14 protein-coding genes and 3 pseudogenes are annotated in these 15,982 nt (G+C 60.6%); 5 read left to right on the top strand and 12 right to left on the bottom strand.

Annotated elements, in window-relative coordinates; genetic code table 11:
* Positions 1–40: 40 nt before the first annotated feature.
* Positions 41–217, bottom strand: a complete 177-nt coding sequence (locus KW838_RS01595) for a hypothetical protein (protein ID WP_218500126.1) — start codon at positions 215–217, stop codon at positions 41–43.
* Here KW838_RS01595 and KW838_RS01590 point away from each other — a divergent pair.
* Together KW838_RS01590 and KW838_RS01585 are read left to right on the top strand one after the other, a co-directional pair.
* Entirely contained in the window at positions 216–449 is a 234-nt protein-coding gene (locus KW838_RS01590; protein WP_095966813.1) for a DUF465 domain-containing protein, read from the top strand. The two genes, KW838_RS01595 and KW838_RS01590, sit on opposite strands and share 2 nt — an antisense overlap.
* Positions 450–558: 109 nt before the next feature.
* Positions 559–720 carry a hypothetical protein gene (locus tag KW838_RS01585; RefSeq protein WP_167399505.1) on the top strand — a complete coding sequence of 54 codons (162 nt, stop codon included), beginning with the start codon at positions 559–561 and terminating at the stop codon, positions 718–720.
* Positions 721–846: 126 nt separating this feature from the next.
* On the opposite strand, the gene KW838_RS01580 is transcribed toward KW838_RS01585, so the two are convergent.
* The 5 genes from KW838_RS01580 to KW838_RS01560 all read right to left on the bottom strand — a co-directional run bounded on the left by KW838_RS01580 (position 847) and on the right by KW838_RS01560 (position 5,407).
* Entirely contained in the window at positions 847–1,926 is a 1,080-nt protein-coding gene (locus KW838_RS01580) for an SMP-30/gluconolactonase/LRE family protein (RefSeq protein WP_218500125.1), read from the bottom strand.
* Positions 1,923–3,068: an SRPBCC family protein gene (locus KW838_RS01575; protein ID WP_218500124.1), complete on the bottom strand. Its 1,146-nt coding sequence runs from the start codon at positions 3,066–3,068 to the stop codon at positions 1,923–1,925. Before KW838_RS01575 ends, KW838_RS01580 begins: the two co-directional genes overlap by 4 nt.
* Before the next feature lie 106 nt (positions 3,069–3,174).
* Positions 3,175–4,038 carry a LysR family transcriptional regulator gene (locus KW838_RS01570; protein WP_095966810.1) on the bottom strand — a complete coding sequence of 288 codons (864 nt, stop codon included), beginning with the start codon at positions 4,036–4,038 and terminating at the stop codon, positions 3,175–3,177.
* A gap of 279 nt (positions 4,039–4,317) precedes the next feature.
* Positions 4,318–4,632, bottom strand: a complete 315-nt coding sequence (locus KW838_RS01565) for an SCP2 sterol-binding domain-containing protein (protein WP_015094878.1) — start codon at positions 4,630–4,632, stop codon at positions 4,318–4,320.
* A 64-nt stretch (positions 4,633–4,696) separates the two neighbouring features.
* Complete coding sequence (locus tag KW838_RS01560; protein WP_218500123.1) at positions 4,697–5,407, bottom strand: histidine phosphatase family protein; 711 nt, start codon at positions 5,405–5,407, stop codon at positions 4,697–4,699.
* Between the two features lie 200 nt (positions 5,408–5,607).
* Between KW838_RS01560 and sohB the strand changes: the two genes are divergently transcribed.
* Both sohB and KW838_RS01550 read left to right on the top strand, forming a co-directional pair.
* The gene (gene sohB, locus KW838_RS01555) at positions 5,608–6,630 is read left to right on the top strand and encodes a protease SohB (protein WP_218500122.1); all 1,023 of its coding nucleotides are present in this window, start codon (positions 5,608–5,610) and stop codon (positions 6,628–6,630) included.
* Positions 6,631–7,164: 534 nt separating this feature from the next.
* Positions 7,165–11,052, top strand: a complete 3,888-nt coding sequence (locus KW838_RS01550) for a dermonecrotic toxin domain-containing protein (RefSeq protein WP_218500121.1) — start codon at positions 7,165–7,167, stop codon at positions 11,050–11,052.
* 52 nt (positions 11,053–11,104) lie between these two features.
* On the opposite strand, the gene KW838_RS01545 is transcribed toward KW838_RS01550, so the two are convergent.
* Positions 11,105–11,599: a DUF934 domain-containing protein gene (locus KW838_RS01545; protein WP_007976503.1), complete on the bottom strand. Its 495-nt coding sequence runs from the start codon at positions 11,597–11,599 to the stop codon at positions 11,105–11,107.
* Entirely contained in the window at positions 11,583–13,241 is a 1,659-nt protein-coding gene (locus KW838_RS01540) for a nitrite/sulfite reductase (protein ID WP_218500120.1), read from the bottom strand. The genes KW838_RS01545 and KW838_RS01540 overlap by 17 nt, the downstream gene beginning before the upstream one ends.
* Before the next feature lie 522 nt (positions 13,242–13,763).
* Between KW838_RS01540 and KW838_RS01535 the strand changes: the two genes are divergently transcribed.
* Positions 13,764–14,849, top strand: coding sequence for an ABC transporter substrate-binding protein (locus tag KW838_RS01535; RefSeq protein WP_095966806.1), 1,086 nt, complete (start codon positions 13,764–13,766; stop codon positions 14,847–14,849).
* A 6-nt stretch (positions 14,850–14,855) separates the two neighbouring features.
* On the opposite strand, the gene KW838_RS01530 is transcribed toward KW838_RS01535, so the two are convergent.
* From KW838_RS01530 to KW838_RS29750, 4 genes and pseudogenes are all read right to left on the bottom strand, one after another.
* Entirely contained in the window at positions 14,856–15,074 is a 219-nt protein-coding gene (locus KW838_RS01530) for a DUF2970 domain-containing protein (protein ID WP_007980782.1), read from the bottom strand.
* Between the two features lie 134 nt (positions 15,075–15,208).
* Positions 15,209–15,322, bottom strand: a pseudogene (locus KW838_RS29760) (hypothetical protein); the annotation flags it as partial.
* A 159-nt stretch (positions 15,323–15,481) separates the two neighbouring features.
* A pseudogene (locus KW838_RS29755) lies at positions 15,482–15,595 on the bottom strand (hypothetical protein); the annotation flags it as partial.
* A gap of 159 nt (positions 15,596–15,754) precedes the next feature.
* Positions 15,755–15,868, bottom strand: a pseudogene (locus KW838_RS29750) (hypothetical protein); the annotation flags it as partial.
* Positions 15,869–15,982: the final 114 nt, after the last annotated feature.

The raw sequence follows: 15,982 nt of genomic DNA, 5'->3' as shown, positions 1-15,982 counted from the left end.
TGATTCTCCGCACAGGTTTTCAAAGGTGATCGAGTGATCGTTAACCGGTGGAGGCGGCGGCGCAGGCAAAGGTTTTATCGCATTTGCGACAGGACGACGAACGGGCACCGCTGGTCTGACAGATGGTCGACAGAACGGGCCAACCGAGGCCATTCTGATAGTTGGTGAACGCAATCAGTCGGCGTTTGCTACCGATTAACAAACGGAGGTGTTCCATGCCGGTGCCCCATGACCTTTTTCAGGATCTGAGTTGCACAAAGGAAGAAATCCAGCAGAAACGCACCAAGGATCCGTTACTGGATTCACTGATCAACAAGTATTCCCTGGCTGATGCCGAAGTGGTGAAAGCGGAGGAGGCCAAATCCAGCGATGATGCGGTGACGAAGCTCAAGGCGAAGCGCTTGGAGGTCAAGGACAAGATCGTCAAACAACTCCAGTTGCGGTCCTGATCCAGCGTGCCTGACACCGACGATCGGTGACTGGAAAGTTGGAACGGCCACCAGAACCGGCACCTCGAATGCTCAGAGACCGATATCACGGCTCTCAACGAGGTGCCTCATGACCCAGCCCAAATATCCCAGTGAACAACAGGGTGGCTACGACCCGATACCCACTCATCCCGAACCGCTGAGCCCCGAACACACCACGGTCAATCCCGAGGAAGAGCCGGGCATTGATGAATGGCCGGAGGATGAAGGTGTCGACATCGATCCAGAGTGAACACCGTCCCCTGTGGGAGCGAGCTTGCTCGCGATAGCGGTGGGTCAGTCGATATAAATGCCGACTGGTCAGGCGCCACCGCGAGCAAGCTCGCTCCCACATTGGTGCTTGGTTGAACTCAACAGATCATTGCAACGCCTTGCTCAAAGGCAACCGCGCCATGTTCTGCGCCTTCAGTGAACCGAAATACAACCAGTCCCCATACTCGCGCACCGTGGTGATCGGGGAGTAGTTGTCGCTGCTGCCGTCCTGCAGATTGGCGATCACCTTGCCTTCAAGGTCCAGGCCCAGGGCAAACCCGCGCTTTTCCACGGGTTTGGGCAGGACTGTCATGGCTCGCACGATCATCTTGCGCACGAACGGATGCGCCGCCGTGCCATCAAGCAGGGCGTTTCGGGGGGCATACAGCGCTACCCAGAACCGGTCGTGACCATTGAACGACAGGTTGTCCGGCAGGCCCGGCAGGTTGTCGATGAACAGGTCCTGGGTGCCGGCCTTGGGGCCGCTGAGCCAATAGCGGCTGATGCGGTAGGCGCCGGTTTCATTGACCAGCACGTAGGCATCGTCCGGTCCCAGGGCCACGCCGTTGGCAAACTCCAGCTTGTCCAGCACAACCGACGTTTTGCCGGTCTGGAAGTCGTAGCGCAGCAATCGACCGTCACCACCGTGTTCGAGCACGGCTTCACCGTCGTGGCCATAACCGAAGCGGCTCGAAGCATCGCTGAAATAAGCGTAGTGGCCGGGTTTGTCGATGACCACATCGTCGGTAAAACCGAAGGGAACGCCACCGGCCTCTGTGGTCAAGGCCACCAGGCGACCCTGGGCGTCGAGGGACAACAAACCCTTGACGGCATCGGCGATCACCAGCAGACCATTGGGATGCCGGGCCAGGCCCAGTGGGCGGCCACCGGTGTCGGCCAGGACTTTGGTGGTCTTGCCATCCAGGCTGGTGCGGATCAGGCGCCCGTCGTGCAGGCCGGTGATCAGCGTGTCGTTTTCCAGCAGCAGGGCTTCCGGCCCGTCGATGTTGGCGGCACCGACGCGCTCCACACCTTTGAGCCGTTGATTGTCGGCGTAGATGCCGCTGGAGAGGGACGGCGCGGGTTGTGGTGTCCAGGCCACCGGTCGCACCTTGGTCGGCATCAGCAGCAGGAAGGCGCCGATGACGACAATGACCAGCAGCAGGCATTTGAGGATTCTGCTCACGCGTTGACTCCGGTTGCCACCAGGTATTTCTGCGCCATCTCGCGCAACGCTTGCATCGACGCCGCCGATTCCCGGTCGATGCGCCGCTTGAGCAATAACCGGTTGGCAATCCGCAGCGCCAGACCGCTGAACCGGTATTCCAGGGTGCGGACGAAACGTGTGTCGTTGCCCAGGGCTTCGCATTCGTAGGTCACCACCAGCGACAGGCCATGATCACCCTGGGCACGTGCGCTCCAGCGCTGACCGGGCAGGTACTGCGCCACTTCCCAGCTCAAGTGTCCTTCACGACCGCCGGCGCGGATGTCCTCCTCGAAACGTGCGCCGGCATGCAATGGACCTTTGGGTCCATCGATATGCAGCGACGACGGGTGCCATTGCGGCCAAAGGGTCACGGTGCTGGCATAGGCCAGTACATCGATCGGGTGTCCGGCAATGACAATCTGATGCTGCATGCGGGTCATGGGCGTTCTCGTCGGGTTGAGCGGCGCAGGTTCCGGCTCCCAATAGAGGGTGCCGAACAGGTAGTCCATCAGCGGGAAAACGATGTTGAAATTGCGCTCCTGCATCCGTTCGCGGCGGTGGTGCAGTTCGTGCAGCCGGCGCATCTGGCGGATCCACGGCAGCCGTGTAAGCGGGTTGCGCGACGGCAGATGTTCGCAGGCATGGAACACCTCATAAGCCAGGTAGCCGAGGACAAGAACGCCGCCGACCAGTCCGGCGACGTTGGTATCGATGTGCTTGAGCAGCCACCAGAGGGGCAGGGCCACGGCGAGCGTGTGCAGTACGATCAGCCAGGCCGGAAACAGGATCACCCGCCAGTCGCGGGCGCTGTCGTAGGTCATGTGGCCAGGGGTGAAAAAACTGTGGTGGTCGCCAGCGTGACGGGCATAAAACAGCCGGGCGAAGCGCTTTTTGTGATGCCCCAGGTGGCGATGCACCATGTACACGCCGAGGTTGAACACTAGCAGCGTGACGGGCACCGCAAGCCATTGCGCCGGCTGTACCTGATGCACGTCGCTCCAGAAAGCGCTGATCGCCAGCGCCCCGAACAACAGGACAAAAGCGCCGTGCAGCCAAGGGTTGTAGAGCGGATGAATGGCGGCGCGGTAACGGCTGCGGAACCCTTCGGTGGTCTGCCTCACTGCAATCACCTGTCGTTATTGTTATCTCCTGCAGATTAGTCGATTCCGCTGTTTTGGCGGGGCGAACCTTGAGGACACAACGGCCATGATCCGGTGCAAACCGGTCTCAGGTCAGCGGATCCCAGCGTTGCGACCAGTCTTCGTCGGAATCGATCACCTCGCGCAGCAGGTCGAAGGCGCGTTGCAGCGTCGGCGAGTCACGATCGCGGGAGTAGACCAGATAGGTCGGGTAGCTGAACTCCGGAGCCTTGGGCACCCGTTCCAGGGCACCGCTATCGAGATAGCTCTGCACGACACGGGTGCGGAAGTAACCACTGCCGCCGTTTTCGAGTAGGTACTGCAAGCCCAGCGGACCAAGATTGAAACTCAGCGCAGCCTTGGCTTTTTCCGGCAGGGCGGCATCGTGCTGGCGCCGGAACTCGGCGCCCCAATCGATGTACACATAAGGATCGGGCCTGTCGGCCAGGCGCACGAGAATCAGTTTTTCTTCGAGCACCTGCTCGACCTGCAAGCGCGGCCAATACTCGGGCTGATACACCAGCGCAGCATCCAGAACGCCCAACTCCAGTTGGCGCAGGAGATTTTCGCCGTCATGGATTTCCATGCGCAGGGCGTGGCTGGGAATGTGCTTGCGGATTTCGCCGGCCCAGCCGAGCATCAGCGGGTTACACAGGCTCACCTCGCCACCGATATGCAGCACATCGCGATACCCCTCGGGCAAGGGCAGATCACGCCGCGCGGCGTCCCAGGTTTGCACCAGTTGGTTGGCGTACACCACGAACGCTTCACCGTTGGGCGTCAGGCGAGCACCGGCACGATTGCGCACGAACAGGGTACTGCCCAGTTGGCTCTCGAGTTTCTGCACCCGCGCGGTGATCGCGGTCTGGGTGACATGGAGCTTTTGCGCGGCGGCAGCCAGGCTGCCATGGCGGACGATTTCGAGGAAAGTGCGGGCGAGGTCGATGTCCATGGGGCGGCCGGTGTTGGGAGTGTGGCCATTGTAAGAGCACCACCGAACCTGTGGCGAGCGAGCTTGCTCGCGTTGGGGCGCGAAGCGGCCCTTTAGACCCTCTCAAACATAGCGGGGCGTCGGATTGACGACTGCTTCGCAGCCGAACGGGGCGATGCGGCGATCCGACAAGCCCCCTCGCCACAGGTCAGTGGCGTGCAGGCAAAAACGACGAATCCCGCCACTAAGGGCGGGATTCGTTTGCAGCAGGCACGCTCCCGAAGGCCGGGAGCCAGGTGCTTACGACGGGAACAGCTCGGACAGTTTCATGGCCAGCATCATGTCGCCTTCAGCGCGCAGTTTGCCGCCCATGAACGCTTGCATGCCGTCGGTCGAACCGTCAACGATGCCTTCCAGGGTTTCGCCGTCCATCACCAGAGTCACCTGGGCGTCCGGGTTCTCGCCTTCCTGCAGCTCGCAAGTCTGGTCTTTGACGATCAGCGAGAAGTTCTTGGTGTCGTCGATGCGGAAACCGAAGACCAGGTCCAGACCGGCAGCAGCGGCTGGGTTGAACTTGGCTTTCATTGCTTGTACGGCGTCTGCTACGGAGGTCATGGTTCGATCCTTTCTTGGGTAATAAGAGCAGGGTGATTACTGCCAGGGTCACAATAGTCCGGACTCAGCGAAACGTGATGAGTTCCGGGGCCTTCAACAGTTGCAGGTGCGCATGACTGTTGAAGGAAGCCAGCGACACCTCGCGACCACGAAACTTAAGCTGGTTGAGCGAGGTGTTGACGATTTGCCAGTTCAATTCAAAGGCCTGCCGGGCAGGCATTTGGGTAATCAGGTGGAGCAGGGCGGTGATGGTGCCGCCGGAGGTGAACACGGCGATTTTCTGGGTGTTGTCGGCCTGGTCGAGGATGCGATGCAAGCCGGCCCGCACCCGCTCGACAAACCCCAGCCAGCTTTCCAGGCCTGGTGTGTCGTAGGTGCCGGCGAGCCAGCGTTCGATGATCAGGGCGAAGATGCGCTGGAACTCGCCACGGTTTTGCGCGGCGTTGCGCAAGATGTTCAGGGCTTCGGGTTCGTCCGGCAACATGGCCGGCAACAGCGCGCGGATCACCGCGTCGGCGTCGAATTCGTTGAAGGCGGAGTCGGTTTCCAGCAGCGGCACCGGCAGGCCCACCACGGCGAATTGTTCCAGCGCGCTGTTGGCCGTGTGCTGCTGGCGGCGCAGATCCCCTGCCAGGCAGCGGTCGAAGCTGATCCCGAGTTCGGCCAGGTGCCGGCCAAGGATTTCCGCCTGACGGATGCCGGTCGGCGACAGGACGTCGTAGTCGTCTGCACCGAAGGAGGCCTGGCCATGTCGAATCAAATAGATACTGCCCACGTCCGCGTCATCCCGGTACGTTGAAGGTTTGGCGAGGTTATGAGGATGGCGGTGAGCTGTCAATGAAAAAACATACGCTTGTTTGAAATGCTTGTTACAGGCCCGTTGCCAGAGGTTCACGGCTGGTCGCAAGGTCGGCGCATGGGTATGCTGGAGGTATCCCGCGCGCGTTCAAGCCGCGCATCGTTTGAGGAGTCCCCGTGGAGTTTTTTTCCGAGTACGCCATTTTTCTGGCCAAGACCGTGACCCTGGTGATCGCCATTCTGGTGGTCCTGGCCAGTTTTGCGGCCCTGCGCAGCAAGGGGCGGCGCAAGTCGTCCGGCCAGTTGCAGGTCAGCAAGCTCAATGATTTCTACAAAGGGCTGCGCGAGCGCCTGGAGCAAACCTTGCTCGACAAGGACCAGCTCAAGGCCCTGCGCAAGACCCAGGCCAAGACCGACAAGAAGCAGAAGAAAAAACCCGAGGTCAAACCCCGGGTGTTCGTGCTCGATTTCAACGGCGATATCAAGGCTTCGGCCACCGAGAGCCTGCGCCACGAAATCACGGCCTTGCTGACCCTCGCCACACCCAAGGACGAAGTGGTCCTGCGCCTGGAAAGCGGCGGCGGCATGGTTCACAGCTACGGCCTGGCCTCCTCGCAACTGGCGCGTATCCGCGAAGCCGGCGTGCCCCTGACCGTGTGCATCGACAAGGTTGCGGCCAGCGGTGGCTACATGATGGCGTGCATCGGCCAGAAAATCATCAGCGCACCGTTCGCGATCCTCGGCTCGATTGGCGTGGTGGCGCAGTTGCCCAACGTCAATCGCTTGCTGAAAAAGCACGACATCGACTTCGAAGTGCTGACCGCCGGTGAATACAAACGTACCCTGACCGTGTTTGGCGAAAACACCGAGAAGGGCCGGGAGAAGTTCCAGCAAGACCTGGACATCACCCATCAACTGTTCAAGAACTTCGTCTCGCGCTACCGTCCGCAACTGGCGATCGATGAAGTGGCCACCGGCGAAATCTGGCTCGGCGTCGCGGCGCTGGACAAGCACCTGGTCGACGAGCTCAAGACCAGCGATGAATACCTCGCCGAGCGCGCCAGCAAGTCCGAGCTCTATCATTTGCATTACGCCGAACGCAAAAGCCTGCCGGAGCGCATCGGCATGGCCGCCAGCGGCTCGGTCGATCGCGTGCTGTTGAGTTGGTGGAGCCGTTTGACCCAGCAACGTTTCTGGTAACGAGCCAGGAAATTTTGCCAAACATCCAGCCGGGGCATTTGCCCCGGTTTTTTTTGGTGTTTTCACTGGTTTGGAGGGCACGTCATTTTCAGCGTGGGCACGGTCCCTGTAGGAGCTGCCGCAGGCTGCGATCTTTTGATGTTGTCTTTCAAGATCAAAAGATCGCAGCCTGCGGCAGCTCCTACAGGGTTCGTGCCGTTTCAGAACAGCTCGCTGAACGGGATAAACCGCGCAGCGTGATGCCCTCAAGCACTTCGGTATTTGTGTCGTCTTCAATTATCGGTAGGAGCTGGCCTGCCAGCGATGGTCGTTAACGATAACGCGGGTGAACCGGATAAACGCGGCGCACTTGAGTCCATCGCCAGCAGGCTGGCTCCTACAGGTTTGCGGGAACCTTTTTTTGCCTGCGAACGCATGCCCGATGTCTTCCACGGTACGGCGAAATCTCTGTAGTCGGCAGGCGACCGTTCCTGCTTTCGGCAACGCGGTGGCTGGGTATGTTGGTGTTCCAAAAATAATTGCCATGGAATGCACATGAATGACCTTCAGACACCGCTAAATCCCCAGCCTGCGCCGCTGCGCGAAACACTGCAGTCTGTGGTGAGCGCGGCTTTACCGCAGTCTCCCGAGCAGTTCGGTGCCCAGTTGATCAAGGAAAAATGGGGGCAAGACATCGACCCGCACACCGCACTGTTGGTCACCCTGGATTACCGCTACCGCGGGCACCCGCCGCAGGACGGCATCGAGCAAGGTCAGGTGGCGAGCACCCAAACCCTGGTCCAGGCGTTGCTGGAGAACTACCAGACCGTCGGCGACGGGCGCTTCGCCGAAAGCGCGTTTGGCTTGTACACACCGCCCGATGTCGGCCCGTCCATTCGCATCGTGGAGCATGTCGATGAATTCGCCGACCACGGCAATGGCAACCACCATACCTACGAAGGCATCTATCGCCAGACCACGCCCCAGGTGTATGGACCGGCAACGCAAATTGCCCTCAGGCCGGCGGCGTTCAAACAGTGGGTGTGGCAGCTGGATTTGCAAACCCGCTATCAGGCTTACCTTGATCGTGCCTGGCCCTCTGACAAGCGAATCGTCCAGGCGCAGCCTTACGACCTGAGAACCTCGGCCAAGGCCGCCTTCATCATGAGCGCCTGCCTGCAACACCAGGAGGGCAGCTTGAGTCAGGAAGGCCTGGCCCTGGCCATGCAGGCCGCCGGCTTGCCAGCGGGGCAGGCGTGGAGTGCGCTGACCCTCGATCAGCTACAGGCGTCGACTCGTGTCGGCGCGCCGATCGAGGCCGGTCGGCTGACGATCTATCGCTACACGTCGGACGATATCTGGTGTTATCGCCACCGTCACAGCGGCAAGGTCCTGCTGAATATCCCGGGCAACTCCTCACCCTTGCATGAATTCACCGACTGGCGACACCTGCGCCAATGGATCGTGGCCCAGGGGCAGGTGCCGGCCACACGCCAGGCGCTGCTCGCGCATTTTGCCGAGAACGATCGGGAAGACGGCACCTTCCATGCGGGCGTGTCGACCGCGTTGGAGGGCATGGCGGTTTACCCGAACGAACACTGGCTGAAAAGGAGCGCCGGGCTCTTCAACGACGACGGTTTCTGGGACCCGCAGGATTACATCGATCTTGAGCGAGCTCACTCCGACACCGATCCGTTCGCGCAACTGGTGCTGACCATGAAGCAGGCCTCGATGGCCAGCGTCAAAACCATCCGTGACGATGCCCAGGTCAATCGCGACAACCTGAGCGCGGTGGTGGAACCCCTGGTGCGCTGGATCAACCGGCTGGGGCCATTGGCATTGTTCATTCCGGGAGGCGAGGGTGTCCTCGTGCTGGCCGGCCTGATCGACGCCGGTTATGGCCTTGATCAGGCCATCAACGGCAAGACACCGGAGCAGCGCTCCGAGGGCGTGTCGCGCACCGTGTTCGGCTTGCTCAATGCGCTCCCGCTGGTCGGGGCCGTGGTGGCACTCAAGGGCGAAGAAAGAATCGCCGGAACCCTGCACGAGTCTGGGGAACCCGCGAGCGAGCCGCATCCCGGAACGCCGGCCAAGCCCGTAGCCGGATCGGTTGCGGCGCCGTTGTCGACTCGCATAGCGCTGTTGCGTGAGGTGTGCGCACCCCATGCTGCCTTCACTGATGAGGTACTGGAGCAGATCGCCCGGATCAGCACGGTCGACGACGATATGCTGCGCCTGATGCAGGCAGGTCGCCCGCCAACGCCGCTGCTGGCCGATACCATCACACGCTTCAAGCTCGATCAGGAACTCGAAGGCGTCACCGATGCGCAAGCACGGGCCGGATTGTTCAACACCCGCTATCAGGCGCTCCAGCACTCGGAGCAGGAATGGGTTCGCCTGTTTCAGCGCGAATACCCAGGATTGCCGAAAGGCGCCGTGGAGCAAATCCTCGACCGGTCGGGAGTCGACATCCATCGGCCCTTCGACGCTGACGAGGCGCTGCAATTGCTCAAGCGGCTGGACAACAAATCGCGGGACTACCAACAGCATGTGCGACTCAACCGGGCCTATGAAGGCTTGTACTTGCGTTCGGTCCGGCACCCCGACACCGATGTCCTGGCACTGCACTCCCTGCAGCGCCTGCCTGACTGGCCGCAAGGCCTGCGCATCGAGGTGCTCGACGGGGCAATCAGCGGCCGTGTCCTCGACCGCTGCGGTCCGCTCGATTCCACGGATTGCCGGCGTTTGATCAAGGTCGGTGAGCGCTATCGATACACCGCGGTGGCGACTACCGATGGCGAGGGTTCGGACCTGTTTACCGCGCTGGTCGACCTCTTGTCCGTGGAGGAACGTACGGCGATGTCGCTTCACTCGCCGGATGCTGCGAGCGCGTTGCGGTTGCGCATTGGCGGTCATGCCTTGGCCCGTTCCGAGTTGATACTCGGCTTGTATCGAATGGATTCGCGGTTGCCTTTCGAAACCGGGGGATTGCGCGGTGGCGGCTTCCCGAACACGCCACAGGCCGCAGCGCTGACCCACGGAGTCATGCGTCTGCAGATCAAGGATCTGTATCCGGATTTCACCGATGCCCAGGCGGATGAGTTGCTGTTTAACGCGGGTGCCGGGGCTCAGGCACTGGTGGATCGCCTGATAGCACAGATGCAGCAGTTGCATGCCGATCTGCGCCAGTGGATCGACCAGTCCGTGCTGGATGCCGATGACATGGACATCGATTTTCTGTCCGTTGGCGATGATGAAGCACAGGGAATGACCCTGGGGCAGGTGGCGGCGCACAATGTCCAACTGCTGCAAACCGTGATCGATTACGAGCGTGAAACTCGAACCGAGCTGGGCGATGAACTGATGAGCATCTGGCAAAAATGCCCGCCCCGGATCAATAGCGTGATGTCGGGTGAGGCGTTCTCCGGGTACAGGCTGGACCTGGCTTTCGAGGACTACCATCGGTTGCCGACGATGAACGTACGCTTCAATGAGGTCGTCGAGTTATCGATGCAGGCCTTGCACCTGGTCGAGCGCGAGAGTCTGAGCGCCTTTCTCGAAAGTTTTCCGAACCTGCGTTCCCTGAACCTGGAGCGTGTCGACCTGCGTCTACTCAACGCCGACGGCGTACTGGAAGGTGTGTTGCCTCCAGCGATTCGGCGAATGACCCGTCTCAATACGCTGAACCTGAGTAACACTTTGCTGAAGTTTCAGGAGAACACGGCGGCACAGTTTAGTGATCTGGTGAGCTTGCAAACGCTGGACCTGAGTGACAACCCTTTGACCGTTCCGCCTGTTGTCCTGGGGCTCAATGAGTTGCGTGTATTGAACCTGAGAAACACCGGGATCAGCCGTTGTCCGATAGGCATCACCGATCAGCCGTACTTCACCTCGCTTGACTTGCGAGACAACCGCATCAGCCGGGTTCCCCAATCGATACTGAATCAGGCGGTCTCCCGGGACCGGGTGAAACTGTGGGGTAATCCGCTGACGGATGAAGACACCTTGCTGCGCCTGGTCGATCATCGCGAGCGTACCGGCATCAATCTGTGGCTGAGTGAACCGGGTGCCGATTACGGCAGTGCGACGCCCTGGCTGGAGGAGGGTGATGAAGGCGTGCGCGAGGCGCGGCAACAGATCTGGCAACGACTGGCCGTCAAGCCATCGGGCAGTACGTTGCTGCGGGTCATGGATGGATTGCGCCTGACGGCGGATTTCCAGGTCGGCTATCTGTCGCTGCAGGCGCGTGTGTGGCGCTTGCTGCACGAAGCGGATACGTCAGAGGAGTTGTGGGACTGGTTGCGCCAGAGTATCGAAACCCGGGTTGGCGATGCGGAAAACCCGTTCAGGATGTTCGTGGTGCTGGAAGATCGAGTCCGGCTGTACCGCGACTGGGTCGCCATGGGGCGGCCGATTCCGTTGGCGGATCATCCGGTGTTCTAGCGCGAAGGGTAAAACCCCTTGAACCCCGGGACCGGGGTTCAAGGGGTGACGGTCAGCGGCGACGGAACAGCGGCAGCGGTTCGTCGGTCGCGGCCTGATAGGTCACCGAGAAGTCCTTGAGACCTTCAAGGGCTTCGTGCGGATCCTTGTCCGGGCGAATGGCGAAGGCGTCGAAACCACAGCGATGCATGTAGAACAACTGGTCACGCAGCACGTCGCCAATGGCCCGCAATTCACCCTTGAAGCCGTAGCGGTCACGCAGCAGGCGGGCGTTGGAGTAGTTGCGGCCATCGGTGAATGCCGGGAAGTTCAGGGCAATGACCTGGAACTGCGCGACGTCTTCACCGATCTCCTCGGCTTCTTCATCGGCGTCAAGCCAGATGCCCAGGCCGCCGTCGCGGGCCAGGAGCATACGGCTGTGTTCGCGCCACAACTGCAAGGGGACGATGTAGTCGTCGCAGTTGGTGATCTCGTCGATGCTGAAGTCCTTGGGCAGCAGGTGCCAGGTCTCGTCGACGACCTCGTTGTTCTTAATGATTCGCTGCATAGACACGCTCCTTGAAGAGGTCGATACCAATACGCTGATAGGTGTCGATGAAGCGTTCGTCTTCGGTACGTTGTTCGATGTACACGTCGATCAGCTTTTCGATCACGTCAGGCATGGCTTCCTGGGCAAAGGACGGGCCGAGGATCTTGCCCAGGCTGGCGTCACGGCTGGCGCTGCCGCCGAGGGAAACCTGATAGAACTCTTCGCCTTTCTTGTCCACCCCGAGGATGCCGATGTGGCCCACGTGGTGGTGGCCGCAAGCGTTCATGCAACCGGAGATGTTCAGGTCCAGCTCGCCGATGTCGAACAGGTAGTCCAGGTCGTCGAAACGGCGCTGGATCGATTCGGCGATCGGGATCGACTTGGCGTTGGCCAGGGAGCAGAAATCGCCACCCGGGCAGCAGATGATGTCGGTCAGCAAGCCGATGTTCGGCGTGGCGAAGCCTTGCTCGCGCAGCTCGCCCCACAGGACGAACAGCTTGTCCTGCTCGACGTCGGCCAGAATGATGTTCTGCTCGTGGGAGGTACGCAGTTGACCGAAGCTGTAACGCTCGGCCAGGTCGGCCACGGCGTCGAGCTGTTTGTCGGTGATGTCGCCCGGTGCAACGCCGGTAGGCTTGAGGGACAAGGTCACGGCCACGTAGCCCGGTTTCTTGTGGGCCAGGGTGTTGCGTGCGCGCCAGCGGGCGAAGCCCGGGTGCTGCAGGTCGAGCTCGGCCAGGTTGGCGGTCTGGTTGTCCAGCGCCTTGTAGTCCGGGTCGACGAAATGTTTGGCGACGCGCTGCACTTCGGCTTCGGTCAGCGTGGTCTGGCCACCGCGCAGGTGCTCCATTTCCGCGTCGACTTTCTGTGCGAAGACTTCAGGCGTCAGCGCTTTCACCAGGATCTTGATCCGCGCCTTGTACTTGTTGTCGCGACGGCCATAGCGGTTGTAGACCCGCAGGATGGCGTCGAGGTAGCTCAACAGGTCTTGCCACGGCAGGAACTCGTTGATGAATGCACCCACCACCGGCGTACGGCCCAGACCACCACCGACCAGCACACGGAAGCCCAGTTCGCCAGCGGCGTTGTGCACCGGCTCAAGGCCGATGTCATGGACTTCGATGGCGGCGCGGTCGGAAGTCGAACCGTTGACGGCGATCTTGAACTTGCGCGGAAGGTAGGCGAATTCCGGGTGGAACGTCGTCCACTGGCGCACGATCTCGCACCATGGGCGCGGGTCGATCAGTTCGTCGGCGGCGACACCGGCAAACTGGTCGGTGGTGACGTTGCGCAGGCAGTTGCCGCTGGTCTGGATCGCGTGCATCTGCACGGTGGCCAGTTCAGCGAGAATGTCCGGAATGTCTTCCACGGCCGGCCAGTTGAACTGCACGTTCTGCCGGGTACTGATGTGGGCGTAGCCCTTGTCGTAGTCCCGGGCGATCTTGGCCATCATTCGCATTTGCCGCGAAGTCAGTTGGCCGTAAGGCACGGCGACTCGCAACATCGGTGCGAAACGCTGGATATAAAGGCCATTTTGCAGGCGCAGGGGGCGGAATTCCTCTTCGCTCAGCTCGCCTGCCAGATAGCGTCGGGTCTGATCACGGAACTGCTTGACGCGGTCCTCGATGATCCGCTGATCGTATTCGTCGTATACGTACATATAAGTCCTGTTCTCAGGCTTGGGCCGGTCGGAAACAGCGGCGTTTTTTGGCTGGCTGGCGTCCGATAAAACCTCGGCAATTCTGCGCGCACGGCCGCGCACTCCCTACGGAGCCGGGGCAAGATACCAGTTTGCAGTTATGCGTAAAAGTGATGTTTGAGCATATGTAAAGAACCAAATCGCCTAATGAGAATCGTTGTTGCAAAGACCCTGTTTGTGATGCGGGCAATCGTCGTCTTTACTCTGCTCGAGTCTTTATGCAATCACCGATAAAACCGACAAGAGGCGATGCAATGAGCAACCCAACCAAAGCACGGAAAAGCGATAGCACCGTAGATGCCTGGGCAATCTTGTTCCTGATCATCCTGGTCGTGGGGACGGCGGTTTTCTGGGTCAGCCACCAATAAACGACCCGTCCGGGCCCGGTTCCGACGATTGTCCGACAAAAACCGGAAAAATCGCCGTTTTACGGACCTTCGCTGGCTATAATGCGCGGCGAATTTCCGGGGGCTCGGACGACCAATGTTGAAGTTTCTGTATGGCGTATTGCTGACGCTGGGCATGGTCGTGGGACCTTGTGCCCAAGCGGCGTCAGTGCTGTTCCTGAATCCGGGAACCCCAACGGAAGCGTTCTGGGCGAGTTACTCGCAGTTCATGCAGGCTGCGGCGACGGACCTGGGGATGGACTTGCGTATCCAGTATTCCGACCGCGTCTCCGAAAACACCATCCGCCAGGCTCGTGAAGCCCTTCAGGGCGACCATCGTCCCGACTACCTGGTCTTCGTCAACGAGCAATACATCGCCCCCGAGGTCCTGCGGCTGGCCAAAGGCAGCGGGGTGAAGCTGTTCATGGTCAACAATGCCCTGACGGCGGATCAGATGAAACTGATTGGCGCGCGGCCTGACAAATATCCCGATTTGCTCGGTAGCCTGGTGCCCAATGACGAGGAGGGCGGCTACCTGATGCTCAAGGAACTGATCCGGCAGCACGGCCCGGTGGCCCCCGGCCAGACGATTGAACTGCTGGCCTTTTCCGGTTTGAAGGTCACCCCGTCCGCGCAATATCGCGAGAAAGGCCTGCGGCGTGCCTTGGCCGAGCACCCCGAAGTGCGTTTGCGCCAACTGGTGTACGGCGGCTGGACCCGGCAACGCGCCTACGAGCAGGCCAGGTTGTTGTTCAAGCGCTACCCGCAGACGTCGCTGGTCTGGGCCGCGAACGACGAGATGGCGTTCGGTGTGATGCAGGCGTATGTCGAGGCCGGCGGGGAGCCAGGCAAAGGCGTGCTGTTCGGCGCGATCAACAATTCACCCGAGGCGTTGCAGGCACTGCTGGACCGTCGCCTGAGTGTATTGTTGGGCGGGCACTTCAGTCTGGGTGGCTGGGCGCTGGTGCAATTGCATGACTACGATGAAGGCGTGGACATCAGCCAGTACGGCGGCCGTGACCGGCAGATTCCGTTGCTGCAACTGATCGACCGGGCACAGGCCAGGCGACTGCTGGCGATGGGGGCAACGCAGGACTTCGGTGTGGATTTTCACAAACTCTCGGCCAAGGGCCGTCCCGCGTCCTGGCGTTACCCGTTCACCCTGCAAACCCTGATGCACTGAGCCGCGTCAAACGCCGGCCAGGAGTAGCACCAGCTTGACGATGCCGAACAGCGTCAAGGCGAACACCACTGTGAACAGGATCCCCAGAATCACGAAATGACTGGGCTTGCCGTGCGTGAAATCGCGGGCCCGGTTCTTCCCGCTCTGCACCCCGAACGCCGCCGCCATGACGCTGTGCAGCATTTGCCAGAAGCTCGGCGGCTTGTTGTCGGCCGGATCGTCCATAAAACCCTCGCCACGAATGTGTGTGAGGCAAGCATAGACAATACACATCAAAAGATCGCAGCCTGCGGCAGCTCCTACAGGGTTATATATTCCCTTGTAGGAGCTGCCGCAGGCTGCGATCTTTTGATCTTGCCTTAGTTGTCGTAACCCAGGTTCGGCGCCAGCCAGCGCTCGGTCACGCTCAACTCCTGGCCTTTGCGCGAGGTGTAGCTCTGCACCTGGTCCTTGTCGACCTTGCCTACGGCAAAGACAACTCACTCAGGGCTGGCTCATTTCCTGTGGGAGCGAGCTTGCTCGCGATGAGGCGGTAACAGTCGATATCCATGCGACTGTCAGTCCGCCATCGCGAGCAAGCTCGCTCCCATAGAGGTATGTGTTGGCCACAATATCGTGGCCAATAGAGCCGCTTAGTTGTCGTAACCCAGGTTCGGCGCCAGCCAGCGTTCGGTCACGCTCAACTCCTGGCCTTTGCGCGAGGTGTAGCTCTGCACCTGGTCCTTGTCGACCTTGCCCACGGCAAAGACAACTCACTCAGGGCTGGCCCATTTCCTGTAGGAGCGAGCTTGCTCGCGATGAGGCCGTAACAGTCGATATCCATGCGACTGTCAGTCCGCCATCGCGAGCAAGCTCGCTCCCACAGAGGTATGTGTTGGCCACAAGATCGTGGCCAATAGAGCCGCTTAGTTGTCGTAACCCAGGTTCGGCGCCAGCCAGCGCTCGGTCACGCTCAACTCCTGGCCTTTGCGCGAGGTGTAGCTCTGCACCTGGTCCTTGTCGACCTTGCCCACGGCAAAGACAACTCACTCAGGGCTGGCGCATTTCCTGTGGGAGCGAGCTTGCTCGCGATGAGGCCGTAACAGTCGATATCCATGCGACTGTCAGTCCGCCATCGCGAGCAAGCTCGCTCC

The sequence above is a fragment of the Pseudomonas sp. PDM27 genome, assembly GCF_019219205.1.
In the GTDB taxonomy this organism is placed as follows: domain Bacteria; phylum Pseudomonadota; class Gammaproteobacteria; order Pseudomonadales; family Pseudomonadaceae; genus Aquipseudomonas; species Aquipseudomonas laurylsulfatiphila.
Note: the sequence above shows the minus strand (reverse complement) of the source record. Positions and strands in the feature narration are given on the sequence as shown.

Coding starts and splice junctions, on each gene's coding strand:
- KW838_RS01590 (WP_095966813.1), top strand. CDS start 216: ATGCCGGTGCCCCATGACCTTTTTCAGGATCTGAGTTGCACAAAGGAA.
- KW838_RS01595 (WP_218500126.1), bottom strand. CDS start 217: ATGGAACACCTCCGTTTGTTAATCGGTAGCAAACGCCGACTGATTGCG.
- KW838_RS01585 (WP_167399505.1), top strand. CDS start 559: ATGACCCAGCCCAAATATCCCAGTGAACAACAGGGTGGCTACGACCCG.
- KW838_RS01570 (WP_095966810.1), bottom strand. CDS start 4,038: ATGGACATCGACCTCGCCCGCACTTTCCTCGAAATCGTCCGCCATGGC.
- KW838_RS01565 (WP_015094878.1), bottom strand. CDS start 4,632: ATGACCTCCGTAGCAGACGCCGTACAAGCAATGAAAGCCAAGTTCAAC.
- KW838_RS01550 (WP_218500121.1), top strand. CDS start 7,165: ATGAATGACCTTCAGACACCGCTAAATCCCCAGCCTGCGCCGCTGCGC.
- KW838_RS01545 (WP_007976503.1), bottom strand. CDS start 11,599: ATGCAGCGAATCATTAAGAACAACGAGGTCGTCGACGAGACCTGGCAC.
- KW838_RS01540 (WP_218500120.1), bottom strand. CDS start 13,241: ATGTACGTATACGACGAATACGATCAGCGGATCATCGAGGACCGCGTC.
- KW838_RS01535 (WP_095966806.1), top strand. CDS start 13,764: ATGTTGAAGTTTCTGTATGGCGTATTGCTGACGCTGGGCATGGTCGTG.
- KW838_RS01530 (WP_007980782.1), bottom strand. CDS start 15,074: ATGGACGATCCGGCCGACAACAAGCCGCCGAGCTTCTGGCAAATGCTG.